Origin of the sequence: Pseudomonas sp. 30_B, from assembly GCF_017491605.1 — a bacterium.
Lineage (GTDB): Bacteria > Pseudomonadota > Gammaproteobacteria > Pseudomonadales > Pseudomonadaceae > Pseudomonas.
Genome location: NZ_JAFGYY010000003.1, coordinates 189,723 through 214,246 on the forward strand (window position 1 = coordinate 189,723; position 24,524 = coordinate 214,246).

General features: G+C 64.5%; 25 protein-coding genes, 1 pseudogene and 1 riboswitch. Of the genes and pseudogenes, 18 read left to right on the plus strand and 8 right to left on the minus strand.

What is annotated here, in order from left to right:
* Window positions 1-51 precede the first annotated feature (51 nt).
* The 3 genes from argJ to J5M67_RS04595 all read left to right on the plus strand — a co-directional run bounded on the left by argJ (window position 52) and on the right by J5M67_RS04595 (window position 3,059).
* On the plus strand, window positions 52-1,269 hold the full coding sequence (argJ, locus tag J5M67_RS04585) for a bifunctional glutamate N-acetyltransferase/amino-acid acetyltransferase ArgJ (protein WP_207883791.1): 1,218 nt from the start codon (window positions 52-54) through the stop codon (window positions 1,267-1,269).
* Between the two features lie 148 nt (window positions 1,270-1,417).
* Complete coding sequence (locus J5M67_RS04590) at window positions 1,418-2,047, plus strand: glutathione S-transferase family protein (RefSeq protein WP_207883793.1); 630 nt, start codon at window positions 1,418-1,420, stop codon at window positions 2,045-2,047.
* A 61-nt stretch (window positions 2,048-2,108) separates the two neighbouring features.
* A complete protein-coding gene (locus tag J5M67_RS04595; RefSeq protein ID WP_207883795.1) occupies window positions 2,109-3,059 on the plus strand; it encodes a Nudix family hydrolase in 951 nt (316 codons plus the stop codon).
* 223 nt (window positions 3,060-3,282) lie between these two features.
* On the opposite strand, the gene J5M67_RS04600 is transcribed toward J5M67_RS04595, so the two are convergent.
* From J5M67_RS04600 to J5M67_RS04615, 4 genes and pseudogenes are all read right to left on the minus strand, one after another.
* Entirely contained in the window at window positions 3,283-3,855 is a 573-nt protein-coding gene (locus tag J5M67_RS04600; RefSeq protein ID WP_207883804.1) for a cob(I)yrinic acid a,c-diamide adenosyltransferase, read from the minus strand.
* Window positions 3,856-3,858: 3 nt separating this feature from the next.
* The gene (locus tag J5M67_RS04605; RefSeq protein ID WP_207884164.1) at window positions 3,859-5,910 is read right to left on the minus strand and encodes an ATP-binding protein; all 2,052 of its coding nucleotides are present in this window, start codon (window positions 5,908-5,910) and stop codon (window positions 3,859-3,861) included.
* Window positions 5,911-5,968: 58 nt separating this feature from the next.
* Window positions 5,969-6,880 carry a putative 2-dehydropantoate 2-reductase gene (locus J5M67_RS04610; protein WP_207883806.1) on the minus strand — a complete coding sequence of 304 codons (912 nt, stop codon included), beginning with the start codon at window positions 6,878-6,880 and terminating at the stop codon, window positions 5,969-5,971.
* A gap of 39 nt (window positions 6,881-6,919) precedes the next feature.
* Window positions 6,920-7,903: pseudogene (locus tag J5M67_RS04615) on the minus strand (response regulator); the annotation flags it as partial.
* Window positions 7,904-8,183: 280 nt separating this feature from the next.
* Here J5M67_RS04615 and J5M67_RS04620 point away from each other — a divergent pair.
* Entirely contained in the window at window positions 8,184-8,663 is a 480-nt protein-coding gene (locus tag J5M67_RS04620) for a YajQ family cyclic di-GMP-binding protein (RefSeq protein ID WP_207883810.1), read from the plus strand.
* Window positions 8,664-8,814: 151 nt separating this feature from the next.
* Window positions 8,815-9,657 (plus strand): mechanosensitive ion channel family protein, encoded by an 843-nt coding sequence (locus tag J5M67_RS04625; RefSeq protein ID WP_207883820.1) that lies wholly within the window; start codon window positions 8,815-8,817, stop codon window positions 9,655-9,657.
* Between the two features lie 45 nt (window positions 9,658-9,702).
* Here J5M67_RS04625 and J5M67_RS04630 read toward each other — a convergent pair whose 3' ends face one another.
* A complete protein-coding gene (locus tag J5M67_RS04630) occupies window positions 9,703-11,517 on the minus strand; it encodes an AmpG family muropeptide MFS transporter (protein WP_207883821.1) in 1,815 nt (604 codons plus the stop codon).
* Window positions 11,518-11,558: 41 nt separating this feature from the next.
* Window positions 11,559-11,933, minus strand: a complete 375-nt coding sequence (locus tag J5M67_RS04635; protein ID WP_207883823.1) for an MGMT family protein — start codon at window positions 11,931-11,933, stop codon at window positions 11,559-11,561.
* 193 nt (window positions 11,934-12,126) lie between these two features.
* Here J5M67_RS04635 and J5M67_RS04640 point away from each other — a divergent pair, with 193 nt between their 5' ends.
* On the plus strand, window positions 12,127-13,128 hold the full coding sequence (locus J5M67_RS04640; RefSeq protein WP_207883825.1) for a DUF481 domain-containing protein: 1,002 nt from the start codon (window positions 12,127-12,129) through the stop codon (window positions 13,126-13,128).
* A 207-nt stretch (window positions 13,129-13,335) separates the two neighbouring features.
* Here the strand turns inward: J5M67_RS04640 and J5M67_RS04645 are convergent, their stop codons facing one another.
* Entirely contained in the window at window positions 13,336-14,094 is a 759-nt protein-coding gene (locus J5M67_RS04645) for an SDR family oxidoreductase (protein WP_207883827.1), read from the minus strand.
* Window positions 14,095-14,202: 108 nt separating this feature from the next.
* On the opposite strand from J5M67_RS04645, the gene J5M67_RS04650 reads away from it, so the two are divergent.
* The 6 genes from J5M67_RS04650 to J5M67_RS04675 all read left to right on the plus strand — a co-directional run bounded on the left by J5M67_RS04650 (window position 14,203) and on the right by J5M67_RS04675 (window position 18,649).
* Window positions 14,203-14,940 carry a HugZ family protein gene (locus tag J5M67_RS04650; protein WP_207883829.1) on the plus strand — a complete coding sequence of 246 codons (738 nt, stop codon included), beginning with the start codon at window positions 14,203-14,205 and terminating at the stop codon, window positions 14,938-14,940.
* A gap of 100 nt (window positions 14,941-15,040) precedes the next feature.
* A complete protein-coding gene (locus J5M67_RS04655) occupies window positions 15,041-15,508 on the plus strand; it encodes an FxsA family protein (protein WP_207883831.1) in 468 nt (155 codons plus the stop codon).
* Between the two features lie 236 nt (window positions 15,509-15,744).
* Window positions 15,745-16,038 (plus strand): co-chaperone GroES, encoded by a 294-nt coding sequence (locus J5M67_RS04660; RefSeq protein WP_207883833.1) that lies wholly within the window; start codon window positions 15,745-15,747, stop codon window positions 16,036-16,038.
* A gap of 48 nt (window positions 16,039-16,086) precedes the next feature.
* Entirely contained in the window at window positions 16,087-17,727 is a 1,641-nt protein-coding gene (gene groL / locus J5M67_RS04665; RefSeq protein ID WP_207883835.1) for a chaperonin GroEL, read from the plus strand.
* Window positions 17,728-17,800: 73 nt separating this feature from the next.
* A riboswitch (Fluoride riboswitch) is annotated at window positions 17,801-17,863 on the plus strand.
* A 65-nt stretch (window positions 17,864-17,928) separates the two neighbouring features.
* Window positions 17,929-18,312 carry a fluoride efflux transporter CrcB gene (gene crcB, locus J5M67_RS04670; protein WP_207883837.1) on the plus strand — a complete coding sequence of 128 codons (384 nt, stop codon included), beginning with the start codon at window positions 17,929-17,931 and terminating at the stop codon, window positions 18,310-18,312.
* Window positions 18,313-18,328: 16 nt separating this feature from the next.
* Entirely contained in the window at window positions 18,329-18,649 is a 321-nt protein-coding gene (locus tag J5M67_RS04675) for a DUF190 domain-containing protein (protein ID WP_207883839.1), read from the plus strand.
* A gap of 7 nt (window positions 18,650-18,656) precedes the next feature.
* Here J5M67_RS04675 and J5M67_RS04680 read toward each other — a convergent pair whose 3' ends face one another.
* A complete protein-coding gene (locus J5M67_RS04680) occupies window positions 18,657-19,406 on the minus strand; it encodes a phosphatase PAP2 family protein (RefSeq protein ID WP_207883847.1) in 750 nt (249 codons plus the stop codon).
* A 187-nt stretch (window positions 19,407-19,593) separates the two neighbouring features.
* On the opposite strand from J5M67_RS04680, the gene J5M67_RS04685 reads away from it, so the two are divergent.
* The 6 genes from J5M67_RS04685 (at window position 19,594) to pncB (ending at window position 24,515) form a co-directional block, all read left to right on the plus strand.
* A complete protein-coding gene (locus J5M67_RS04685) occupies window positions 19,594-20,277 on the plus strand; it encodes a response regulator transcription factor (protein WP_207883849.1) in 684 nt (227 codons plus the stop codon).
* Window positions 20,267-21,541, plus strand: a complete 1,275-nt coding sequence (locus J5M67_RS04690; protein WP_207883852.1) for a HAMP domain-containing sensor histidine kinase — start codon at window positions 20,267-20,269, stop codon at window positions 21,539-21,541. Before J5M67_RS04685 ends, J5M67_RS04690 begins: the two co-directional genes overlap by 11 nt.
* Before the next feature lie 82 nt (window positions 21,542-21,623).
* The gene (locus tag J5M67_RS04695) at window positions 21,624-22,295 is read left to right on the plus strand and encodes a class I SAM-dependent methyltransferase (RefSeq protein WP_207883854.1); all 672 of its coding nucleotides are present in this window, start codon (window positions 21,624-21,626) and stop codon (window positions 22,293-22,295) included.
* A gap of 2 nt (window positions 22,296-22,297) precedes the next feature.
* Complete coding sequence (locus tag J5M67_RS04700; protein WP_207883856.1) at window positions 22,298-23,002, plus strand: lipopolysaccharide kinase InaA family protein; 705 nt, start codon at window positions 22,298-22,300, stop codon at window positions 23,000-23,002.
* A complete protein-coding gene (locus J5M67_RS04705; RefSeq protein WP_207883858.1) occupies window positions 22,999-23,229 on the plus strand; it encodes a hypothetical protein in 231 nt (76 codons plus the stop codon). The genes J5M67_RS04700 and J5M67_RS04705 overlap by 4 nt, the downstream gene beginning before the upstream one ends.
* A 92-nt stretch (window positions 23,230-23,321) precedes the next feature.
* Window positions 23,322-24,515 carry a nicotinate phosphoribosyltransferase gene (pncB, locus tag J5M67_RS04710; RefSeq protein ID WP_207883866.1) on the plus strand — a complete coding sequence of 398 codons (1,194 nt, stop codon included), beginning with the start codon at window positions 23,322-23,324 and terminating at the stop codon, window positions 24,513-24,515.
* Window positions 24,516-24,524: the final 9 nt, after the last annotated feature.

Sequence of the window (24,524 nt, forward strand, 5' to 3'; positions counted from 1 at the left end):
GCTCGCGGCGTTTTTCTCATCTGATCCACTGACTTGATAGGAGCGCGTCACATGGCTGTTGGTCTCGGCCCCATGTCCACCCTGCACCCGGTCCCCGGTTTCGAACTCGGCATCGCCTCTGCCGGCATCAAGCGACCCGGCCGCAAGGACATCGTGGTGATGCGATGTGCCGAGGGCTCCACCGTGGCCGGCGTGTTCACCACCAACGCCTTCTGCGCAGCGCCGGTGATCCTGGCGCGCAAACGTTTCCTGGGTCCGGTGCGCTACCTGCTGACCAACACCGGCAATGCCAACGCCGGCACCGGTGAGCCGGGCCTGGTCAACGCCACCCGCACCTGCGCCAAGCTGGCCGAGCTGGCCGGTGTGCCGGAAAACGCGGTGCTGCCGTACTCCACCGGCGTGATCGGCGAGCCGCTGCCGGTCGAGAAGATCGAAGCTGCGCTGCCCGCCGCGCTGGCCAACCTGTCCGTGGACAACTGGGCCGATGCCGCCGCCGGCATCATGACCACCGACACCCTGCCCAAGGGCGCCAGCCGCCAGTTCCAGCACGACGGCGTGACCATCACCGTCACCGGCATCAGCAAGGGCGCCGGCATGATCAAGCCGAACATGGCCACCATGCTTGGCTACATCGCCACCGACGCCAAGGTCGCCCAGGGCGTGCTGCAGGACCTGCTGCGCGATGCCGCGAACAAGTCCTTCAACCGCATCACCATCGACGGCGATACCTCCACCAACGACTGCTGCATGCTGGTCGCTACCGGCCAGGCCGCGCTGCCGGAAATCACCGCCGCCTCCGGCGCGCTGTTCGCCGCGCTGAAGCAAGCCGTGCTGGATGTCTCCATGGAGCTGGCCCAGGCCATCGTCCGTGATGGCGAAGGCGCTACCAAGTTCGTCACCGTGCAGGTGAACGGCGGCGCGACTCACCAGGAGTGCCTGGATGTCGGCTATGCCGTCTCCCACTCGCCGCTGATCAAGACCGCGCTGTTCGCCTCCGACCCGAACTGGGGCCGCATCCTCGCCGCCGTCGGCCGTGCCGGCGTGCCGGACCTGGACGTGAGCCTGATCGACGTGTACCTGGACGACGTCTGCATCGCCAGCCGTGGTTGCCGCGCCGCCAGCTATACCGAGGACCAGGGCGCCAAGGTCATGGCCCAGGAAGAGATCACCATCCGTATCGATCTCGGTCGCGGCACCTGCAGCGAGACCATCTGGACCACCGACCTGTCCCACGAGTACGTGAAGATCAACGCGGAATACCGCACTTGATCGTACTGTAGGGCTCTGGGCCGGCCTCGCGCCGGCCCCTCGCTTCACTCGGATTCCCGATTTTCATCGATGGATGAAAATCGGGAATTTGTTTTCATGGCTCCCGCGCTCTAAGGTCTCCTGACTGACCTTCAAGAGCATTCGCACCATGTCCCTCACCCTGGTAATCGGCAGCAAGAACATCTCGTCCTGGTCCCTGCGCGGCTGGCTGGCCATGCAGCTCACCGGTGCCGACTTCGAGGAAATCCTGATTCCCCTGGGCGGCGTGGATACCGCGCGACGCATCCGTGAGCATTCGCCCACCGGCAAGGTGCCGGCGCTCAAGTGCGAGCATGGGGTGATCTGGGACTCCCTGGCGATCGCCGAATACCTCGCCGAACGCTTCCCGGAGGCCCATCTCTGGCCCCGTGGCGAGGCTGCTCGCGCCCTGGCGCGCTCGGTCTGCGCGGAGATGCACAGCGGCTTCATGGCACTGCGTTCGCACATGCCGATGGACATCCAGCGCAACCAGCCGCTGGCGCAAGTGCCGGAAGCGGTCGAGGCGGACATCGCCCGCGTCGTCGAACTCTGGGCCCTGTGCCGCAAACAGTTCGGCCAGGATGGTCCCTTCCTGTTCGGGCACGCCAGCATCGCCGATGCCTTCTACGCGCCCGTGGCCACGCGCCTGCGCAGCTACTGCGTGACGCTGCCCGTCGAAGCGCAGAACTATGTCGATGCAATCTACGCCTGGCCGGCCTTCCGTCCCTGGCTGGAGGCGGCGATGGTCGAACGTGCTTGATCCTGACGGTAGAATGCCCCTCTGCGCGGGCCCTGCCTGAATCGGATTGAGGAGTAGCACTGTGAAACGAGTACATGTCGCCGCCGCCGTGATTCGCGGACTCGATGGCCGGGTTCTGATCGCCCGCCGTCCGGACGACAAGCACCAGGGCGGTCTCTGGGAGTTTCCCGGTGGCAAGGTGGAAGAGGGCGAAGCGGTGCAGGTCGCCCTGGCCCGTGAGCTGAAAGAAGAACTGGGCATCGAGGTCAAGCAGGCGCGCCCGCTGATCCGTGTGCAGCACGACTACAGCGACAAGCATGTGTTGTTGGATGTCTGGGAAGTCTCCGCTTTTTCTGGCGAGCCCCACGGCGCCGAAGGCCAGCCGCTGGCCTGGGTCGCCCCGCGCGACCTGCCGGACTATGAGTTCCCGGCAGCCAACGAGCCCATCGTGCATGCCGCACGCCTGCCGGATCGCTACCTGATCACGCCGGATGGCCTGGAGATCCCGCAGCTGGTGCAGGGCGTGCGCGCTGCCGTCGCCAACGGTATCCGTCTGATCCAGCTGCGCGCGCCGAACATGTACAGCCCCGAGTACCGCGACCTCGCCGTCGATGTGCAGGGTCTGTGCGCCGGCAAGGCGCAGTTGATGCTCAAGGGCCCGCTGGAGTGGCTGGGTGACTTCCCGGCGGCCGGTTGGCACCTGACTTCCGAGCAACTGCGCAAGTACGCGCCCAATGGCCGCCCTTTCCCGCGTGAACGCCTGCTGGCGGCTTCCTGCCACAGTGCCGAGGAGCTGGAACTGGCGAGCCGCATGGGCGTGGATTTCGTCACCCTGTCGCCGGTGCAGCCGACCGAGAGCCATCCGGGCGAACCGGCGCTGGGCTGGGAGGCTGCGGCTGAGTTGATCGACGGCTTCAATCAGCCGGTATTCCTGCTCGGCGGTGTCGGCCCGCAGGACGTGGAACGTGCCTGGCAAGCGGGTGCGCAGGGCGTGGCAGGGATTCGCGCGTTCTGGCCGAAAGCCGAGGGCTGATCGGGGCTTGTGCGTGGGGCTGCGATGGGTATCGCTTCGCTCCACGCCATCCTGCGAAAGACGTTTCTCGGCCAGCGTAGGAGCGTACTTGTCCGCGATCAGCCTCGCTGCGGAATCTATCGCGGACGGAGTCCGCTCCTACAACGCCGACGTTCCTCTGTAGGAGCGGGCGATGCGCGCGATCGCACGCGTGGCGTGCATCTACAGGTCCGGTTCTGGTCGCTCAGACGGGCTTTTCCGCCGCCTGCCAGAGAATCTCATCCACACCCTGGCGCCGGGCTATGAAGCGCGCGGCGACGAACAGCAGGTCGGATAGCCGGTTCAGGTAGCGCAGGCCGGCGCCTTCCAGCGGCTCCTCGGCATTGAGCTGCTGGCAGCGCCGCTCGGCGTTGCGCGCCTGGGCGCGGCACAAGTGGGCCAGCGCCACCAGGCGCGAGCCACCGGGCAGGATGAAGTTCTTCAGCGGCCCGAGTTCTTCGTTCCAGCGGTCGATCACCTGCTCCAGGCGCTCCACTTCGGCGTCGTTCAACGCGCGGTACTCCGGCATGGCCAGCTCGCCGCCAAGGTCGAACAGACGATGCTGGATCGGCGCCAGCACGCCGATCACTTCCTCCAGCGCGCTGCTGCGGGCTTCGTTCAGCCCCGCGAGCAGCAGGCCGAGGTGGCTGTTCAGCTCGTCTACCGCGCCCATGGCTTCCACCCGCGGATGGTGCTTGGGTACCCGGCGGCCATCGGCCAGGCCGGTTTCGCCGTTGTCGCCGGTGCGGGTGTAGATCTTCGATAACCGGTTGCCCATGACTCAGTGCTCCTTATCGCCGCCCTCCAACAGGGGCGTGGGGGAAGTGACTTCGGCGCCCAGGGGCAGCCGCAGGGTGAAGCAGGTGCCCTGGCCGAGTTCGGACTGCACCTCCATCTGCCCCTTGTGGTTGTTGGTGATGATGAAGTACGACACCGACAGGCCCAGCCCGGTGCCCTGGCCGACCTCCTTGGTGGTGAAGAACGGCTCGAAGATGCGCTTGCGGACCTTCTCCGGCATGCCGCAGCCGTTGTCTTCCACCTGGATTTCCGCCCACGGCGGGTTCAGCCGGGTGCGCAGGGTGATGCGGCCGAGCTCGCCTTCTTCCTCGTCGTCGCGCTGGTGGATGGCCTGGGCGGCGTTCTTCAGCAGATTGAGCAGGACCTGCTCCACCTCGTTGGCGATCACTGGCACCGGCCCCAGGCGCGCATCGAACTCGTGGACGATATGAAGCGACTTGAAGTCGAAGCCGCCGGTGAGGTCGAAATCGTTGCCGGCGATCTCCACCGCCTGCTCCAGCAGCGCCGGCAGTTCGCAGGCGGTCATCTGGCGATGGCTGCGACGGCTGAAGGAGAGCATGTGGCTGACGATCTTCGCCGCCCTGGAGCCTGCGTACTGGATGCCGTCCATCAGCTTGGGAATTTCCCGCGCTTCCAGGTAGTGGTTGAGATCCCCCAGGTGCACGCCGACTTCCCCGGCGACCTCCAGGTTCTTCGGCAGGTCCGGCGACAGGCGCCGGCGGATGTTCTGTACATTGTGCAGGATGGCGCCCAGCGGGTTGTTGATCTCGTGGGCCATGCCGGCGGCCAGGCCGCCGACGGAGAGCATCTTTTCCGACTGCACCATCATCTCTTCCATCCCCAGGCGATCGGTGATGTCGTCGATGCGGATCACCGCGCCGCGCCCGGTGCCGCCCATCAGCGGGTAGAAGGTCAGGGCGTAGTGGCGCGGGGCGTCGGTGAGCGCCCAGGTGACCCGCTCGACGCGCTCGACCTTGTGTTGTTCGGCGGCGCGGGTGAGTTGTGGCAGGAAGTGCTTGAGCGAGGGGAAGGCGAGGAATACCGGCTGGTTCACCGCGTCATCCAGGCTGGTGCCCGAGAGCCGGCTGGCCTCCTGGTTCCACTGGGTGACGTAGAGCTGTTCGTCCACCGCGATCAGCGCCGAGGGCATCGAGTCGATGATGCTGTTGAGGTAGTGCTGGAAGCCGGTGAGCTTCTTCTCGATCTTGCTGCGGACCTGGACTTCCAGCTCCAGCTTGCGGTTCGAGCGGCGGGTTTCCTCGGCCAGTGACTGCGCCTGTTCCACCGCTTCCTGGGCGTCGTCGCGGGCGCGCTTGAGCTGCTGTTCGCGGGCCTCGATGCGGGTCAGCATGGTGTTGAAGGCGTCGGCCAGGCGGCCGATCTCGTCGGCGTTGCCGCGCTCGGCGCGCAGGGCGTAGTTCTCCTCGCGGGTGACCTGCCGGGACAGTTCTTCCAGGCTGCGGATCGGCCGGGTGATCAGGCGGCGGATCTGCTGGGCGATGAGCAGCCAGAGCAGCACGGAAACGGCGAGGATCACCAGGCTGGCGGTGAGGGTGCCGGTGTAGAAGGCGCCGGGCAGCTCGCTGCTGGCCACCAGCAGCAGAAAGCCGCGGCTGCCGTCGGGCTGGGGCAGTTCGAAGAGGGCGTTGAGGCGGTACTCGTGCTCCCGCCAGCGCTCCAGGTGGTCCAGCCGCTCGGGCAGGGCGACGGGGCCGTCCGCGGGTGTCTGGGCGATGCGCTCGCCGTCCTTGTCATAGAGCGCGGCCGCGCGCAGCGGCTGGTAGTCGTCGAGCTGGCGCAGCAAGACCTGAGCCTGGGTAGGGGAGGTCAGTGCCGGCGCGCTGAGTGCCGGGTTGGCGATCAGCCGGCCGATGGTCTGCAGGGCCTGGGGCGCCACGCTGTCCTGGGAAATCCAGTAGGCCGCGCTGATGAAGGCCAGGTTGGCCACCAGCATGACGGTGGCCAATAGAACCAGCAGGGCGGCGAGGACCTTCTGGCCGACCGGCAGGTCTTCCAGGCGCTTGCGCAGGTTCAGGGGTGAAGGCATGGGCGGAACCGCAGTGAAACAGGGAGGCGGGCAGGGTAGCCCGCCATCAGGTGTCGGGCAATCCGCGCGCGCGCAGATACTCGCGTAGCCGCTCGTGCAGCGCGCGCAGTTGCGGCAGGGCCAGGTGCAGACGGTCGCCCTCGCGGCAGGCATGGCCGAGCAGGTAGGCGATTTCGCTACGCCGGCCGTTGGCGACGTCCTGGTACATGGAGGAAAAATTCGCGGCGGTGGCGGCGATCACTCGCTCGACGTCGCCCTGCAGTTCCCGGGCGGCGCCTGCGAAGCCGCTGGCGTGCAGTAACTGGCCCAGTTCGTCGCAGAGCCCGGCCACTTCCGCCGGATGGGCCGCCAGCTCGCCGTTGCGGCACTGGTGCAGCACGGTGAGCGGATTGATCGCGCAGTTCAGTGCCAGTTTGCGCCACAGGCGTTCGAGGATTTCCCCGCTCCACTGCGCGGGAATCTGCGCGCTGTGCAGCTCCGTCAGCCATTCCGGCTCGGGGCCGCCGAGTTCGTCGCCCAGCCAGGTCTGCCCCTTGCCGGCGAACACCACGCGAAAGTCCGAGGCGCGGAACGCACCTTCGGTGCTGGAGGCGTACAGGCAGCGGGCGCGGGGCAGGTGGGCGGCGACCGCCTGCTGACTGCCCAGGCCGTTCTGCAACAGGATCAGTTCGGCGCCCGGGGCCAGCCGGGAGGCGATGCTGGCGGCGGCAGGCTCTGCGTCGTAGGCCTTGCAGGCGAGCAGCAGGCGCTGGATCGGCCCGCCCTGGGCGACGGTTTCCGCTGGAATCGGATAGAGGCTTTCCTGGCCGTCTTCCACCAGGGTGACGCCACCCAGGGCGCGGTAGGCGTTGAGTCGCTGGCGGTCGCGCAGCAGCAGGCGCACCGGCAGGCCGGCGCGGGAGAGGCGGGCGGCCCACAGGCAGCCGAGACTGCCGGCGCCGAGGATGTACCAGGTCATGGGGAGGACTTCGCGAACGTCGGGGGCTTACTGCGAAGTTTAGCGCAGCCCGGTCAGGCGACTGGCGTTGATTCGTCCGCTGGCGTAGGCATCGGGCAGCAGCGCACGGGCCTGCTGCATCAACTGCTCGGCATCCACCGGCAGCGCCTTGGCGTCCAGGCCCACCAGGCCGATGCCGGCCTTGAGGGTGATGAAACCTTCGCTGGTCTTGAACGCCTTGAGGTTGAGGCCGTCGTGCAGGCGGCGGAAGCTGCTCGGCGAGCATTCCTGCAAATCTTCGAGCAGGGTGATCAGGGCGAAGTGCTGGTCGTCCACGCGCGTCAGCACGTCGAGTGGGCGTACCAGTTGTTGCAGTCGGCGGGCGACGCCGTGCAGCAGTTCGCCATGGAACGCCGGGCCGTGCTGGTGACCCAGGGCGGCCAGCTCCGGAATGCCGATCAGCATGTAGCACACCGCGCCGCCGCGCGATTCCACCTGGCGGATGCTGTCGGCCAGCTTCTGCCGCAGGTAGCGCAGGTTGCCAAGGCCGGTGGCGCTGTCTACCAGGTTGCGTTCTTCCAGGATGGTGATGTTCTCGGTGAGCAGGCGCTTTTCCATCAGCAGGCGCAGCAGGGTGTTGCTCAGGCGGTCGGCGGCCAGGACGCGGGGCACCAGCTGTTCGTTCATCGCCGATTTGCTGACGAAGTCGTCCACCCCACGGTCGAAGGCCTCGGCCAGGGCGTTGTCGCCTTCCTTGCCGGTGAGCAGGATGATGTAGGTGTAGTGGTCGCCGCTCTCGTCGAGCTGGCGCACCCGGGCGGTGAGTTCCAGGCCGTCCATTTCGGGCATCAGCCAGTCGGCGAGGAGGATGCTCACCGGTTCCTTCTCCAGCAGTTGCAGGGCTTCGCTGGCGCTGCTGGCGAAGCGCACGTTCTGGTAGCCGGCCTGGCTCAGCGCGCGGCCGATCATGGCGCTGGAGAACTTGGCATCGTCGACCACCAGGATGCTGAGATGGCTAGTAGGCATTGAAGGGCTCGCAAGCGGGTGGGAAATGCCGACTCTCTCTGTCGGAACCTGTTTACGATCTGCTGCGCGTCGGCATAACTGCGTTGAAATCGATCTCGGGATGCTCATTTACTGCAAGTAAACTCCGCTCCCTCAACCGATTCCGCCTTGTTCTGCTCTAGCTCGCGAGATCGTAAACAGGTTCTCAGAGGTCGGGCGCGGTCTTGTCTGTCAGTTATAATGACCGCGCATTTTTATCGTCAAGCCAGGTGCGATCACGTCTGTGAACCGGGTCGCGCCGTCCATCTGGAGAGATGTCATGCCTTCGTTCGACGTGGTGTCCGAACTGGACAAACACGAACTGACCAACGCCCTGGACAACGCCGCCAAGGAACTGGACCGCCGTTTCGACCTGAAGGGCAAATGCAGTTTCGAGTCCAAGGACAAGTCCGTCACCCTGACCGCCGAGGCGGAGTTCATGCTCGAGCAGATGCTCGACATCCTTCGCGCCAGCCTGATCAAGCGCAAGATCGACAGCCAGTGCATGGAGATCAAGGATGCCTTCCCGTCCGGCAAGGTGGTCAAGCAGGAAGTGAACTTCCGCGAGGGCATCGACAAGGACCTGGCGAAGAAGATCGTCGCCCTGATCAAGGACAAGAAGCTCAAGGTCCAGGCCGCCATCCAGGGCGAGCAGGTGCGTGTCACCGGCAAGAAGCGCGACGACCTGCAGGAAGCCATCGCGCTGCTGCGCGGCGAGTCGCTAGGGATGCCGCTGCAGTTCAACAACTTCCGCGACTGACGCGAAGGGAACCCGACACGGGATTGCGTCGTCTCAGGTTACGGCGCAATACCGGTTCAAGCCGCCATGGCCCAGGCCATGGCGGTTTCGTTTCCGGTAGTCGGATATCGGCCGGCGCCTTGCCGGCCAATTGAAAAAGGGGAATCAATCCATGGATATGAATTACGACACTCTGGTGAAGTCGGCCGAGGCCTGGCTGCCGGTGGTGCTCGCCTACAGCGGACAGATCGTCCTGGCGCTGCTCACGCTGCTGATCGGCTGGTGGCTGATCAATACCCTGACCACCCGCGTCGGCGGCCTGCTCGCCACCCGCCACGTCGACCGCACGCTGCGCGGCTTCGTCGGCAGCCTGGTGAACATCATCCTGAAGGTGCTGCTGCTGGTCAGCGTGGCCTCGATGATCGGCATCCAGACCACCAGTTTCGTCGCCGCCATCGGCGCCGCCGGCCTGGCCATCGGCCTGGCGCTGCAGGGCAGTCTGTCGAACTTTGCCGGCGGGGTGCTGATCCTGTTGTTCCGCCCGTTCAAGGTGGGCGACACCATCGAGGCCCAGGGTGTCACCGGCACCGTCGACACCATCCTGATCTTCCACACCGTGCTGCGCACCGGCGACAACAAGCGGGTGATCGTGCCCAACGGCGCGCTGTCCAACGGCACCATTACCAACTATTCCGCCGAGCCGACCCGCAAGGTGGTGTTCGATGTTGGCGTCGATTACGAGGCGGATCTCAAGCGTGCCCAGTCGGTCCTCCTGGAACTGGCCGACGACCCGCGTGTGCTGCGTGATCCGGCACCGGTGGCGGTGGTGAGCACGTTGGGCGAGAGCGCCATCACCTTGTCCCTGCGCGTATGGGTGAAGAACGCCGATTACTGGGATGTGATGTTCCTGTTCAACGAAACCGCTCGCGACGCACTGGGCAAGCACGGTATCGGTATTCCCTTCCCGCACCGCGTGGTGAAGGTGGTGAAGGGCGAGATGGTCGGCATCGACTGAGTCTTCCTGCGTTCCATGAAAAAGGCCGGCATTCGCCGGCCTTTTTCATGGTGCCTGGTGACGCTCCGCGCTGGGTTGCGCCTGGGGCTCCGGCGGCTGCTCAGGCGCGCCGTTGGTCATGTCGCCGCGATTGCGCAGCCAGAGCCAGCCGATCAGCAGCAGGGTCGGTACACCGAGCAGGGCGGTGAAGAAGAAGAACCGCTCGTAGCCCATGCCTTCGACCATGGTCCCCGAGTAGCCACCGATGAAGCGCGGCAGCAGCAGCATGGTGGAGCTGAGCATGGCGTACTGGGTGGCGGAGAACTTGAGGTTGGTCAGGCTCGACAGGTAGGCGACGAAGGCCGAGGTGGCCAGGCCGCCGCTGAAGTTGTCGAGCATGATGGTCACCACCAGCATGGTGACGTGGGGTTCGAGTACCTTGAGCAGGGCGAATACGTTCTGCCCCATCAGGTGCGGATCATCGATCGCCCCCATCTGCGCCAGCATGGCGAACAGCAGGTTGGTCGCCGCCGAGGCGGCACCGCCGACGAACAGGATGGGCAGGATGCTGAAGCGGGCGATCAGCACGCCGCCGGCGGCGGCGCCGACCAGTGTCATGACCACGCCGAACAGCTTGCTCACCGTGGCGATGGTGTCCTTGGTGAAGCCCATGTCGATGTAGAACACGCTGGCCATGGTGCCCATGACGGTGTCCGACATCCGGTAGGTGGAGATCAGGCCCAGCAGCAGCAGCGCCTGCCAGCGATAGCGGCGGACGAACTCGGTGATCGGCGTGAGCACCGGCGCCATCAGCAGGCGACCCGGTGCCGAGATGCAGCTCAGGGAAATCAGCAGGTACAGCGAGGCGAGCCACCACTTGCCGGCGCTGGCCATAGCGTAGAACGCGGTGCTGGTCACCAGCAGGATGATCAGCACCATCACCGACACCGCCTGGTGGACGAAGTCGAACTGCGGCAGACCCTTGCCATGCACGGCGAGCAGCAGTGGGCGGCGTACCTTCGACAGCAGCTCGCGCACCGGACGGATCTGCCGGCGGCCGTGGGGAGTCATGCAGATGCCGATGAAGATGGCGTAGAGCGCGGCGCGCGGCCAGGCCTGGTTGGTCAGCGCGGTGAGCATCGCCGGCACCGAGATCAGCAGCACCAGCAACTGCAGCACCGAGAGCAGCTGGTGGTTGAAGGCGAACGCCGAACTTCCGGCCTGCGGCTGTACGTTCACCGGAGGCTCGCTCATCAGCAGGGTGGTGATCAGGCCGGGCAGGATCAGCAGGGCGCACAGCCCGTAGGTCAGCCCCCAGGCCGCCTGGCTGTAGTGCAGCGCACTGGAGCCGGCCCATTCGGCGAAGAACAGCACGCCGGCGGTGGCCGTCAGCACGGCGACCCGGTAGCCGGTCATGTAGCAGGCGGCGAGGGCGGCCTGGCGGGTGTTCTCGGCGATCTCCAGGCGATAGGCATCGATGGCGATGTCCTGGGTGGCGGAACCGAATGCCACCACCATGGCCAGGCAGATCAGCCAGTTCAGGTGCGCTTGCGGGTTGCACAGGGCCATGCCGAGCAGGCCCAGGGCGATCAGCCCCTGGCAGAACACCAGCCAGGAGCGGCGGCGTCCGAGGCGGCCGATGATGGGCAGGCGCCACTGGTCGAGCATGGGCGACCACACCCATTTGAAGGCGTAGACCAGGCCGATCCAGCTGGCGAAGCCGATGGTTTCCCGAGCGACACCTGCCTCACGCAGCCATACCGAGAGCGTCGAAAGCACCAGCATGTACGGAAGGCCGGCGGCGAATCCCAGAAGCAAAAGCGCGAGGCTGGCGGGAGACTTGTAGGCAATCCATGCCTCTCGCCAGGAATGCTCTTTCATGGGGGTTGTATTCCAGCAGATCGAAAATTACGCGAACTCTACTAGGACTGCTCGCTGCTAGGCCAGCCGTGCCGACGTATGTCCACCCTATCGTTATGGATTCTGACACCCTCCGCACGCAATCGTGCGCGCTGCTCGTTTCCCGACGGGGTACCTTGCGCAAGGCTGATGCGCCCACCAGCGGCGATCACCCGGTGCCAGGGCAGGCGGGTATCGGCCGGCAACTGCCCGAGGATGCGTCCGACCAGGCGTGCCGCACGCCCCAGGCCGGCGAGGCGGGCCAGTTCGCCGTAGCTGACGACGCAGCCCTCGGGCACCTGGGCGAGTACCAGGAAGATCGCCTCGCGGCGCACCTGCAGGCTTTCCAGGCCGAGATCGGCGGGGGGAGCGGGGGAATCGGTCTTGCGCTTGGGCATGGTGTGCTCACGTTTCGCGGCTTACCGGGAGCATATCGGTATGTCGGCGGCGGGCAAATCATCGCGGGCTCGAAGACCCATCTGTCAGTGCGGATGAACTTCCCCGCGCAGGGGCCGGTCAGTCGTTGCTCAAGCGTCGGGTAACTGGATAATGCCCGGCTTTTTTGCCCACTGAGCCCGTTGAACCTGACTCATGCTGTCCAGAAACCTGCTGTTCGTTGCACTTGCCAGTTGTTCCATTTCCGCCGTTGCCGACACCGTCTGGCTGAAGAACGGCGACCGCCTCACCGGCACGATCAAACTCTATGACGGCGGCAAATTGCTGCTCAATACCGACTATGGCGGCGAGATCACCCTGAAGGGGGATCAGATCGCCACCCTGGAGACCGAGCAGAACCTCCTGGTCAAATACGACGAGGAAACCGGCGAGCATTCCAAGGGCCTCAAGGCCTCCGAACCCGGCAAGGTCACCCTGGTCAACGGTTCGCCGCGCACGGTGGACGTCGCCAGTATCGAACAGATGATGCCGCCCAAGCCGATCCTCGAAGACTGGGTGTGGACCGGCAACGTCGACTTCTCCCTCGACCACAAACAGGCCGAGAACGATGTCGAGGACTACGACATCGACTTCAAGACCAACGCCCGTCATGGTCGCTGGCGGCACAACCTGCAAGGCGAATACAACCGCGAGAAGAAGGACGACTCGGTCAGCACCAACAACTACTCGGCCGAGTACGCGCTGGACCGTTTCCTCGACGAACACTGGTTCTGGCAGGGGCAGGCACAGTACAAGCGCGACTGGGTCGAGGACCTGCAGAAGAAGCGAACCGTCGGTACCGGCCCCGGCTACCAGTTCTGGGATAACGAGTTGGGCGCGTTCTCCCTGGCCACCCTGATCAACCGCAACGACTACGAATTCACCGATAACGAGAAGGATCACTTCTATTCCAGCAGCCTGAAGTGGGACTACAACCGCTTCCTGCTGGCCAAGAAGTTCGAGCTGTTCACCAACGGCGAGGTCAGCAAGCCGCTGGAGTCGAATGTGGAATATGAGCTCGATAGCGAGGCGGGGGTGCGCTACAAGCTGACTTCCTGGGCCTCCCTGAGCATGAAGGCGGAATGGGACAAGCTCAGCGGCCATGACGGTGACGTCAACGAGCGGCGTTACACGCTGGGGCTGGGTGTCGGCTGGTAACGCCGTCTCCCGGCTGAGGTGGTGCGGGCGGGCTTCAACTCCGGCACGGGATGCTTTCGTAGGAGCGGAGCTTCTCCGCGAAATCCCGGCGAAGCCGGGACGGACGTTGTGGCCGGCCTTGCGGCCGGATCGCGGATAAGATCCGCTCCTACGGGAGCTGAAAACAAAAAGCCCCGCGCTTGGCGGGGCTTTTATTGGCAGGGCGGATTACAGACGCAGACCGCCGTCCAGCTCCAGCACACGTCCGGTGTAGTAGTCGTTCTCGAGGATGTAGGCCACCGAGTGAGCGATTTCCATCGGCTTGCCCAGGCGCTTGAGCGGAATGCCGGAGGTCATCTTCTCCAGGGCCTCGGGCTTCATGCTGGCGACCATGTCGGTCTCGATGAAGCCGGGCGCAACGCCCGCCACGCGGATGCCGTAGCGCGCCAGCTCCTTCGCCCACACCACGGTGTCGGCGGCGACGCCGGCCTTGGCCGCGGAGTAGTTGGCCTGGCCCATGTTGCCGGCACGGGAGATGGAGGAAATGTTGACGATGGCGCCTTCGTTCTTCAGCTCGATCATCTTCGCGGCGACTTCGCGGGTGCAGAGGAACACGCCGGTCAGGTTCACGTCGATCACCGCCTGCCACTGCGCCAGGCTCATCTTGCTCAGCTCGCCGTCCTTGACCTTGATGGTCAGGCCGTCGCGCAGGATACCGGCGTTGTTGACCAGGCCATTGATGGCGCCGAAGTCGCTGGCGACCTGGGCCACCATGTGGGTAACCTGTTCCTCATTGGCGACGTTGCACAGGTAGGCACGGGCGTCACCGCCGGCGGCCTTGCAGGCGGCCACCGCTTCGTCCAGTTTTTCGGCGTTGAGGTCAACCAGCGCCAGACGGGCGCCCTTGGCGGCGAGGTACTCGCCCATGGCGCGCCCCAGGCCCTGGCAGCCGCCGGTGATGATGATGACCTTGTCTTTCAATTGCATCTGAAGAACCCCACGAGCAGTTTCTGGTGAGAGGCCTCGCCGGCGGCTGAGAACAGAGTCATCCTGCCCGTCCGTTTGGTGACGGATTCTTTGCGAGGAGTCATAAAGGTGAGCGTGAAAGCCGCTAAGAATGCCCGAGAATTGCTGCTCAAGGAATACCGGGCAGTCCTCTCCACCCACTCGAAAAAGTGGCCGGGATTCCCCTTCGGCTCGGTGGTGCCGTATTGCCTGGACCAGGCGGGCCGGCCGCTGATCCTGATCAGCCGCATCGCCCAGCACACCCACAACCTGCAACAGGACGGCAAATGCTCGCTGCTGATCGGCGAGCGCAGCGCCGCCGACATCCAGGCCGCCGGCCGCCTGACCCTGCTGGCCGAGGCGCGGCTGATCGAGGACGTCGATGCCATCGCCGACGCCGCCGAGCGCTACTACCGCTATTTCCCCGGCTCGCAGGACTACGACATCGTCCATGACTTCGATTTCTGGGTCCTGGAGCCGGTGCAATGGCGCTACATCGGCGGTTTTGGCGACATCCACTGGCTGGGCGCCGACAGCGTGCCGCTGGCCAATCCCTTCGTCGGCGAGGTGGAGCGCAGCATGGTCGGGCACATGAACAGCGACCATGCCAATGCCATCGCGCACTATGTCGAACTGGCCGGACTGCCGGGCGAGGCGACGCCGGAGCTGGCGGGAATTGATACAGAAGGTTTCCACCTGCGCATCGGCCAGGTCCTGCACTGGCTGCCGTTCCCCGCGCCGTGCGGCGAGCCTGGCGAGGTCCGCCAGGCGCTGGTGCAGCTGGCGCGGGCGGAAGCCTGGCCGGGCAATGAAGTGATCCAGGCCTGAGCCATCCCTTGAGCTTATCCCTTGAGCCATCCCTTGAAATCGGGGCGGGGCGTCGCCACCTAGCCTTTACCCGGGCAATTGTCCCGCCAAGGATTCACCGATGCGAGTTCCCCTGTTCCTGATTCTGTTGTTCCCGCTGATCGAGCTGGCCGTGATGATCAAGGTCGGTAGCGTGATCGGCGTGGGCTGGACCCTGCTTTTGATCATCGCTGGCGCCTTCATCGGTGCCGCGGTGCTGCGCGTGGCTGGCTTCGCCACCGCGATGCGCGCCCGTGAGCGCCTGAGCCGCGGCGAGCTGCCCGAGCAGGAAATGCTCGAAGGCCTGGTCATCGCCGTTGGTGGCGGCCTGCTGATGCTGCCGGGCTTCATCAGCGACATCATCGGTCTCCTCTGCCTGATTCCCTTCACCCGTCACCTGATGCTCAGTCGCGTGCGCCAGCGCATGCAGGAGCAGGCTATGCGCCGGCGTGCCTTCGCCGACGACCCCGCTGCCCAGCAGCGTGGCGGTCCGAACGTGATCGAAGGGGAATACCAGCGTCGCGAGGAAGACCGCGACCGTCTGCGTTGAGCCTTGGGTGGCCCTGGCTGCCCAAGACAGCCGTCCGAGCAAAAATTTTTTCTTCACACCCTTGAAATGCCTTGCAGCGACCTTATGTTCCGGACACCGCAAGGTCCCTGTCACACGGACAGGCTGCTCTTTACGCGACTCGCCAACCGGGTCGCAAACCGGCACCGCCGGATTCAACAAAACCTGCCGGGCATCGATCCGGCCGTTGGAAATCACTGTTTGGGAGAGTTACGACTATGAAGCTTCGTCCTCTGCATGACCGCGTCGTCATCCGTCGCAGCGAGGAAGAGACCAAGACCGCAGGCGGCATCGTGCTGCCGGGTTCCGCCGCCGAGAAGCCGAACCGCGGTGAAGTGGTCGCCGTCGGTACCGGCCGCGTGCTGGACAGCGGCGAAGTTCGCGCTCTGGCAGTGAAAGTGGGTGACAAGGTGGTCTTCGGCCCGTACTCGGGCAGCAATGCCATCAAGGTTGACGGTGAAGAACTGCTGGTGATGGGCGAGTCCGAGATCCTCGCCGTCCTGGAAGACTGATCCAGTCCGTCCCCCAACCCACTGAATTCGATTTAGAGGAAAGAGAACATGGCTGCCAAAGAAGTTAAGTTCGGCGATTCCGCTCGCAAGAAAATGCTGGTCGGCGTAAACGTCCTGGCCGACGCTGTCAAAGCTACCCTCGGCCCGAAAGGCCGTAACGTCATCCTGGACAAGAGCTTCGGTGCTCCGACCATCACCAAGGACGGCGTTTCCGTTGCCAAGGAAATCGAACTCAAAGACAAGTTCGAGAACATGGGCGCCCAGCTGGTGAAAGACGTTGCCTCCAAGGCCAACGACGCTGCCGGTGACGGCACCACCACCGCTACCGTTCTGGCTCAGGCCATCGTCAACGAAGGCCTGAAGGCCGTCGCTGCCGGCATGAACCCGATGGATCTGAAGCGCGGCATCGACAAGGCCACCGTGGCCATCGTTGCCCAGCTGAAAGACCTGGCCAAGCCGTGCGCCGACACCAAGGCCATCGCCCAGGTCGGCACCATCTCCGCCAACTCCGACGAGTCCATCGGCAACATCATTGCCGAAGCCATGGAAAAAGTTGGTAAAGAAGGCGTGATCACCGTTGAAGAAGGCTCGGGCCTGGAAAACGAACTGTCCGTCGTAGAAGGCATGCAGTTCGACCGTGGCTACCTGTCCCCCTACTTCATCAACAAGCCGGACACCATGGTTGCCGAGCTTGATGGCCCGCTGCTGCTGCTGGTCGACAAGAAGATCTCCAACATCCGCGAAATGCTGCCGGTGCTGGAAGCCGTTGCCAAAGCTGGCCGTCCGCTGCTGATCGTGGCTGAAGACGTCGAAGGCGAAGCCCTGGCTACCCTGGTCGTCAACAACATGCGTGGCATCGTCAAAGTCGCGGCCGTCAAGGCTCCGGGCTTCGGCGACCGTCGCAAGGCCATGCTGCAGGACATCGCCATCCTGACCGGCGGTACCGTCATCTCCGAAGAAGTCGGTCTGAGCCTGGAAGGCGCCACCCTGGAGCACCTGGGCAACGCCAAGCGCGTCGTCCTGAGCAAGGAAAACACCACCATCATCGATGGCGCTGGCGCTCAAGCCGACATCGAAGCGCGTGTCCTGCAGATCCGCAAGCAGGTCGAAGAGACTTCCTCGGACTACGACCGTGAGAAGCTGCAAGAGCGTCTGGCCAAGCTGGCCGGCGGTGTTGCCGTGATCAAGGTCGGTGCTGCCACCGAAGTCGAGATGAAAGAGAAGAAAGCCCGCGTTGAAGACGCCCTGCACGCTACCCGCGCTGCTGTGGAAGAAGGCGTGGTTCCTGGCGGCGGCGTCGCTCTGGTTCGTGCTCTGCAAGCCATCGAAGGCCTGAAGGGCGACAACGAAGACCAGAACGTCGGTATCGCTCTGCTGCGTCGCGCCGTTGAAGCTCCGCTGCGCCAGATCGTTGCCAACTCCGGCGACGAGCCGAGCGTGGTGGTCGACAAGGTCAAGCAAGGTTCGGGCAACTTCGGCTACAACGCTGCTACCGGCGTGTACGGCGACATGATCGAGATGGGTATCCTCGATCCGGCCAAGGTCACCCGTTCGGCCCTGCAGGCTGCTGCTTCCATCGGCGGCCTGATGGTCACCACCGAGGCCATGGTTGCCGAAGTGGTCGACGACAAAGCCGCTCCGGCCATGCCGGACATGGGCGGCATGGGCGGCATGGGCGGCATGATGTAAGCCACCCGGCACCTGCTGTAAGAAAAAGCCCCGCTTAGGCGGGGCTTTTTCATGCGTGAGGGTTATGCCAGACTGCGCCGCAGGAGATGGCATTCCTCCTTCAACCGCCCTCGTGGCTGATGATGCCTACGCATAGACCTGGAAAGGCGCGTAGGCGCTCGCCTGCAGCCTGTCCCAGACACCCCTTCCCAGGACAGGATCATGTGGAAATCCATTCTCGCCGTATCCCTCGGAGCCGCCCTCGGCGCCTTGCTGCGCTGGGTGCTCGGGCTCAAACTCAATACGCTGTTGCCATCCATGCCGCCGGGCACGGTGGTCGCCAACCTGGTCGGCGGCTACATCATCGGCGCGGCCATCGCTTTCTTCGCCAATACCCCGGGCCTGGCGCCAGAATGGCGTTTACTGATCATTACCGGCTTCTGTGGCGGCCTGACCACCTTTTCGACCTTTTCGGCCGAGGTCGTGGTACTGCTGCAGCAGGGCCGTCTGGTCTGGGCGCTGGGCGCAATCGCCACGCACCTGGCGGGTTCGCTGCTGATGACCGTGCTGGGACTGCTGTCGGTCCATTGGCTGATGGGGCGATGAGGTCGGGGAGGTCGCAATGAACGGTTTCCAGCTGAAGTTCTTCACCCAGCAGGATCGCAAGCATGCCGGTCTGCCGGTGGCCCAGTGGCTGCTGGAGGAGGCGCGGCGCCAAGGCGTGCGTGGCGCGACCCTGATGACCGCGAGCGAAGGATTCGGCAAGACCGGGAAGATCCACTACACGCATTTCTTCGAACTGGCCGACCAGCCGCAGGAGGTCACCATGGCGGTGACCGCCGAGGAGTCCGAGCGGATCTTCGCGGTGATCCGCCAGGCCGGGGTCAAGCTGTTCTACGTGAAGACGCCGATCGAGTTCGGCGTGGTCGGCGAGAACGAGTGAGCCGCGCTCAGCGGCTGTCCGCTACCGTCAGCCCGTCGCCAGGCGCGGGATTTGCCTGCGTCGCCGGCCGATACAGCATCAGGGCATAGAGGCCCAGGCAGATCAGCCAGTCCAGCAGTGCCGTCCAGATATTGTGCGAGAGGAAATGCGCCCCCTGCAGCATGCGCGAAACGGAGAACAGGCTGCCCAGGCCCAGGGCGAACCAGAAGGCATAGCGGGCCAGGCGCGGTTTGCGGTCGCGCAGCGCGAAGTACAGGGCGAACAGCACGAATCCCGAGGAGGCATGGCCGCCCGGCCAGCAGCGCCCCGGATGCTCGGTCGGCGGGCGCGGGCTGAGCAGCGAGCTGTAGGTTTCCTTGCCGCCGAACTGCGTCAGGTCCCAGGGGCATTGCACGGTGGTGAGCGCCTTCAGCGGCGTGACGATGCTCGCCGCGAGGACCATGGCCAGGGCCAGGAAACCCAGCGTCCGGCGGTAAGGGCGCAGCGATGCGTAGAAGAAACCGGCCCCCCAGGCGATCAGGGCTGCCGCGCAGAGCAGGATGACCGATTGCTTGGCGCGGTCGTGCAGGACGTTTTCCAGGAACCAGCTATGGCGTCCGATGAAGCCCTCACCGGGGTGATACATCCACTGGGCGAGCGTCAGGTCGACGGTTACCGGTTCGAAAGTCAGCAGCAGGGCGGCCAGCGCCAGCGGCAGGGCCAGCACCAGCCAGAGATTCAGCGGGCGAGAGCGGGGCAGGGTGGTCGGGGCGGACATCGGGGCTCCAGGAAGGTTGTGCGGCTCACGGCGTCCTGCAGCTGGATGACGTCGCGATACGGCGCGGCGGCCGACATGGTCGACTCGCCGGCGTTACCTTGCCGTCATCCAAATGTGAAATTTGTGTCAAACCCGTTTAAGTTCCATTTAAGGAAGATAGGCTAGGGTGCACTTCGGAGGAGAGTTCATGCGCATTCTGTTGGTTGAAGACAATCGGGACATTCTGGCGAATATGGCCGACTACCTCGGGCTCAAGGGGTATACGGTGGATTGCGCGCAGGATGGGCTTTCCGGGCTGCATCTGGCGGCAACATCCCACTATGACCTGATTGTGCTCGACGTCATGCTGCCGGGGCTGGACGGCTTCACGCTGTGCCGCCGGCTGCGCGAGGACGCCCGGCGCGACACCCCGGTGATCATGCTCACCGCCCGCGACCAACTGGATGACCGCCTGCAGGGCTTTCGTTCCGGCGCCGATGATTACCTGTTGAAACCCTTCGCCCTGTCGGAGCTGGCGGCCCGTATCGAGGCCGTGCTGCGCCGCAGCCAGGGCGGCGGACGCCGCGAGCTGCAGGTCGGCGACCTGAGCTACAACCTCGACACGCTGGAAGTGAACCGCAGCGGCAAGCCGCTCAAACTCAACCCCATCGGCCTGAAGCTGTTGGCCGTTCTGATGCAGAAAAGCCCCCACGTGGTGCGCCGCGACGTACTGGAAGAAGCGGTCTGGGGCGACGACTGCCCCGACAGCGACAGCCTGCGCAGCCACGTCCATCAACTTCGCCAGGTGATCGACAAGCCTTTCGATTCGTCGCTGCTGCACACCGTGCATGGCGTCGGCTACCGCCTGGCGGAGGAAGCGAATGGAGTATAAGCAGAGCCTTTCCCGACGGATTGTCTTTGCCTTCGTACTCATGACCGCCGCGGTCGGCGGGCTCTTCTCGGTGGGGATCGTCGGCGTCGTCCACGTCGTCGAGGAGCGGCTGATCTCCCATGACCTGGGTGGCGAGCTCGACCGGATTCTCCAGGCCGACCTGGCGCTCGGCCAGGCCCCGAAGCTCGACCCCGGCATGCGTTTCTTCATCAGCGACGGCCAGGGCGTGTATGCCATGCCGCCGGCGTTACGCCGCCTGGACGAGGGGTTCCACGAAGTCTTCGACGGTGAGCTGTCGTTCCATGCGCTGGTGCGTGACGAGGGTGGCCGGCGCTTCGTACTGCTGCAGGACCAGAGCGATTTCGAGGCGCGCGAGCAGGTTCTCTATGCCTCCGTGGTCACCGGCTATGTGCTCAGCCTGACGCTGGCTGGCCTGCTCGGCTGGCTGCTTTCGCGCAAGGTCATGGAGCCGGTGGCCCGCCTGGCTCGCCAGGTACGTCACCGCGACCAGTTGCTGGAGCTGGCGCCGCCGATGGCGCCCGACTATGCCCGCGACGAGGTGGGCGAGTTGGCGGCCGCCTTCGATTACGCCATGGGGCGGCTGCACGACGTGCTGACCCGGGAGAAGCTTTTCACCAGCGACGTCAGCCACGAGTTGCGCACGCCGCTGATGGTGATCGCCACCAGCTGCGAGCTGTTGGCCGAGGAGCCTGGCTTGAGCGACAGGGCGCGCAACCAGCTGGCGCGCATGAACAGCGCCTGCGAGGAGATGCGTGACCTGGTGCAGACCTTCCTGCTGCTGGCGCGTGCGCAGCGCAAGGACATGGGCATCGTCCCCCAGGCAGGTTTACGGCAGATCGCCGAGGAGCTGGTCGCGCAGTGGCGAGGACCTATCGAGGCGAAGGGATTGCAGCTGGAGTTCGTGGGCGTGGAGGCCATGCCCGGCCAGTTCAACGCTCCGTTCCTGCGCTCGGTAATGAGCAATTTACTGCGCAATGCGATGCATTACACCGAAAGTGGCAGCATCCGCTTACAACTTTCCGCGACAGGTTTCTGGGTCGAGGACACGGGCGCGGGAATCCCCGAGGAGCAGCGCGAGCGCGTGTTCCAGCCGTTCGTCCGTGGCATGAACCCGCGTGGCGAGGGGCTTGGGCTGGGGTTGTCGCTGGTCAAGCGTATCTGCGCCTCGGAGAGCTGGGATGTCAGCCTCCATCCGGTCGATCCGCACGGCTGTCGCTTCGAAGTTTGCCTAGCCGTGGCTTGACGAAATCTTCACAAGTGGGTGACCGGGCTGTGACAGGCTGGTCGGTATTGTTCGACCTTAAATAGGGACAGGTAACCATCCGATGAGTGACAAACCCGTCGATCTGGAGTTTTCCCAGAAGTACGACCGCGAGCACGCCGAGCGCTATCTGCGTAAGCACCAGGCCGGGCTGTCGCGGAAACTTTCCCACTGGCGGGATGTCCAAGTCGCCCGCCAGGCACTCAAGCTCGCCGGTCAGCCCAATCTGGTGCTCGACCTGCCGTGCGGTGCCGGGCGCTTCTGGCCGATGCTGGCCGAAAAGGAAAATCGCGTGATCATCGGCGCCGACAACTCGCCGGACATGATCGCGGTTGCCTGCGCCGGCCAGCCGGAAGAGGTTGTAAAACGCGTCCGTCCTTTGCAGACTTCGGCGTTTGCCATCGATCTGCCGGACAACGCCGTCGACAGCATCTTCTCGATGCGCCTGATGCACCACATCGGCGAAGTGGACGATCGACTGACCATGCTGCGCGAGTTCCACCGTGTCACCCGTGACTCGGTGATCCTCTCGATGTGGGTGGATGGCAACTTCAAGTCCTGGAAACGTGCGCGCGCCGAAGCTTCCCGCAAGAAGCACGCCTACCAGAACCGTTTCGTGATTCCGGCCAAGACCATCGAGGCGGAGTTCCGCCAAGCGGGGTTCAAGGTTCAGGACCACATTGATTTCGTCCCGCTCATCCACATGTGGCGGGTCTACATTCTGCGTAAGGAATAACAATGGCCGCTGATCTGGCATCTCTGCAGCAAATTTCCGGTGAAAACGCTATCGATCGCTGGTTGCAGATTCCCGGCAAATGGGTAGAGGAACCGAATCGGCGGCGCGGCGGCGAAAGCGGTGTGCAGCGCGTCCTGACAGCCGATGGGCGCCTGCTGTACCGCAAGCAGCAGATGGGGCACATCTACCGCGATCTGCTGCATCCCTTCGGTTACCCCACCGCCATTCGCGAGCGCGATGCGCTGAAGGCCGCCGAAGCCCTGGGCGTGAAGGTGCCGACCCTGGTCTATGCCGGTTGCCGCAAGGTCAATGGCGAATGGCAGGCGCTGCTGGTCACCGAGTCCCTCGACGGTTTCTCCAGCCTGGAAGACTGCTACGCCCGTGGCGACCGCGAACGCTGGGGCGAAACGCTGCACCAACGCATTCTGCAACAATACGGTAGTACCCTCGCCAAACTTAACGCTGGTCACTGGCAGCACGGCTGCCTGTACCTCAAGCACGTCTTCGTGCGGGTGGACGGCGACAAGATTGAAGTGGCGCTGATCGACATGGAGAAGGCCCGCCGACGTTTCAGCGCCCAGCGCGCTGCCCGTCATGACCTTCGCCAGGTGAAACGCCGTTCGTCGTGGACAGAGGCGCAGTGGAAGGCCTTTGTCTATGGTTACCAAGCGGCGTTTGGCAGCGCCATCAAAGGGTTGCAGACATGAAATTAGAAGTTACGCGAAGTTTGCTCCTGCTCGGCGCGCTCGGGGTGGCAACCCTGGCGGCGGCAGCCTGGCATGAACCCTCCCCTTCGGTCATTTCCAGCAGGGCGAATCAGGATGAATGCCCGATTCCGCCCAACATGCGAGCAAAACAGGATGCCCGTCCGGACCAGGACCTGTTGCTCTTCGTGTTTGGCATGTCGCAGGGCGCAGTCGCGCAATCGCGCTGAGCTTCGCGTATCTCACAGGAACCCCGCTTCGGCGGGGTTTTTTGTGGGCGACGGGTTTAGACTGCCGATTCGAAGCCTGCAACGAGACGAGCATGAGCGACAGCGTATTTTCCCGACGGATCGTGCAGAACCTGCTGGATACCGACTTCTACAAGCTGAGCATGATGCAGGCGGTGCTGCACAACTATCCCAACGCCGAGGTGGAGTGGGAGTTTCGCTGCCGCAACGAGGAAGACCTGCGCGCCTACCTGGACCCGGTGCGCGAGCAGGTCGAGTACCTGTCGGAGCTGTCCTTTGCGCCCCAGGAGCTGGCCTTCCTCGAACGCATTCCGTTCTTCAAGCCGGATTTCATCCGCTTTCTCGGCCTGTTCCGCTTCAATCCCTGCTATGTGCAGATGGGCGTCGAAAACGGCGAATTCTTCCTGCGCCTCAAGGGGCCCTGGTTGCACGTGATCCTGTTCGAGGTGCCGTTGCTGGCGACCATCAGCGAGGTGCGCAACCGCCACCGTTATCCAGGTGCCTCGCTGACGGCGGTGCGCGAGCGCCTGCAGGAGAAGCTCCACTGGTTGCGCGGCGAGGCCAGCGCCGAGGAACTGGCCGGTTTCAAGATGGCCGATTTCGGTACCCGCCGGCGCTTTTCCTACCCGGTACAGGAGGCGGTGGTGCGCGATTTGCGCGACGGCTTCCCCGGTCACTTCGTCGGCACCAGCAATGTGCATCTGGCGCGCATGCTGGGGGTGAAGCCGCTGGGCACCATGGCCCACGAATGGTTGATGGCGCACCAGCAGCTTGGCCCGCGGCTGATCGACAGCCAGGCCGCGGCGCTGGATTGCTGGGTTCGCGAGTACCGTGGCCAGTTGGGTATTGCCTTGACCGACTGCATCACCATGGATGCCTTCCTGGCCGATTTCGACCTGTTCTTCGCCAAGCTCTTCGACGGCTTGCGGCATGACTCGGGCGATCCGCTGGCCTGGGCGGAAAAGGCCATCCGTCATTACGAGCGCCTGGGCATCGATCCGCGCGGCAAGACCCTGGTGTTCTCCGATGGCCTGAACCTGCCGCGTGCGCTGGAAATCTACCGGGCGCTGCGCGGTCGTATCGATGTCAGCTTCGGCATCGGCACCCAATTCACCTGTGATGTGCCCGGCGCCACGCCGATGAACATCGTGTTGAAGATGACGGCCTGCAACGGGCACCCGGTGGCGAAGATTTCCGACACGCCGGGCAAGACCCAATGCAAGGACGAGAACTTCCTCCACTATCTCAAACACGTCTTCAAGGTCTGAGCGCACCGG